A 1,419-nucleotide genomic window follows, 5' to 3' on the forward strand; every position below is an offset into this window, starting at 1 on the left:
CGGCTCTCCTGACATATCCGTGGGTCATTTTCGTCCGGGGAGTACCGGTTTGTGGCCGCCGAGGCTGAGCATGGCCAGGCTGATCAATGCTTGCGGGGATTTGAAGCCGAAGGCTATCCGGGTGATGAGTCGGATCTTGGTGTTCATGGATTCGATGCGTCCGTTGGAGAGGCCGTGCTCGATCGATGCCAGGATGGATTGACGGTGTTTGACGATGCTTTTCTGCAGTTTCACGAACGAGGGAATCCTGCAGCGTCTGGCCCATGACACCCATCTATCCAGTGCTTCGGCGGCTTCTTTCAGTGGCAGTTTGAAGACGGTGCGCAGGCCTTCCTTGAGGTAGTAGGCCCGACCCAGCCTTGGGTCTGTCAGCACGATCCAGTCCAGCTTCACCTGCTGCTTGTCGGTGAGGTCCTCGGGGTTCTTCCAGAGCGCGTAGCGGGAGTTCTTCAGTTTCGTTGCGTTCTCGCTGTCGGGCCGGGCGGGTGCGTCCTTGGGCGGGCGGCCCCGGCCTCGGGATGGCTCGTTTTCCTTGGCTTGTTTCCGTGCCCGGTTCCAGGCTGTACGGCGTTCCTCATCCAGTGCGTCGGTGGCCCACATGACTACATGGAAGGGGTCGGCGACGCGGACGGCGGTGGGGCATTTTTCGGTCACGACGGAGGCGATCCAGGTGGCGGCATCGGCGGATACATGCGTGATCTGGGCGGATCGTTCTTCCCCGAGGGCGTCAAAGAATTTTCGTAGGGTGGCCTTGTCCCTGCCCGGGGATGCCCAAACCAGCCGGCCGGAGTCATGGTCCACGACGACGGTCAAATACTTGTGTCCGCGCTTGTAGGAGATCTCGTCAATGCCGATCCGTGTCAGGTTCGCGAACGGGTCAAACGTGGCGGCGGTGTCGTTCCAGAAACGGTTGATGATTGCTCCCACGGTGCGCCAGGCGATGCGCATCAACGCGGTGACAGCGCTCTTGGAGCATTGGGTGGCCAGCCAGGCGACCTGTTGGTCAAAGATCCTGGTGTGGCCTGCCTGGTGGCGGGCCCAAGGAACGGCGGCGACGGTCACCTTGTGCACCGGGCATTTCACGCGCGGGGCTTCGGCGACAAGGTAGGTTTCGGTGGTTCCCAGGTCCAGGGTCCGCCAGCGCCTGGGCCCGTCGCCGTTGTCGTAACGCGGGCACCGTCTGGAACAGATCCCGCACCGGTTGCGCATGGATTTATGGGGCCTGACTCTGGCCAGTAAAACCTCGTCGTACTCATCGAAATCCACGCCGATGATCGAAGTTTTTTCGACTCCGAGCATGGCAGACCATATGCTTGTTTTCTGCACGCCGTTTTCCTACCTTGATTTTTGTTCCTTAGACAGTCAAAAATCCTAGGCAGGAAGCGGCGTGTGGGCGTTAAGGCGCGCGGAAAACACCCA

At 60.5% G+C, this 1,419-nt stretch carries 1 protein-coding gene; it reads right to left on the minus strand.

Going from position 1 to position 1,419, the window contains the following annotated elements; genetic code table 11:
* Positions 1-24 precede the first annotated feature (24 nt).
* Positions 25-1,326: an ISL3 family transposase gene (locus AB0O97_RS20230; protein WP_363885067.1), complete on the minus strand. Its 1,302-nt coding sequence runs from the start codon at positions 1,324-1,326 to the stop codon at positions 25-27.
* Positions 1,327-1,419: the final 93 nt, after the last annotated feature.

Source organism: Specibacter sp. NPDC078692 (genome assembly GCF_040686835.1).
Classification (GTDB): domain Bacteria; phylum Actinomycetota; class Actinomycetes; order Actinomycetales; family Micrococcaceae; genus Specibacter.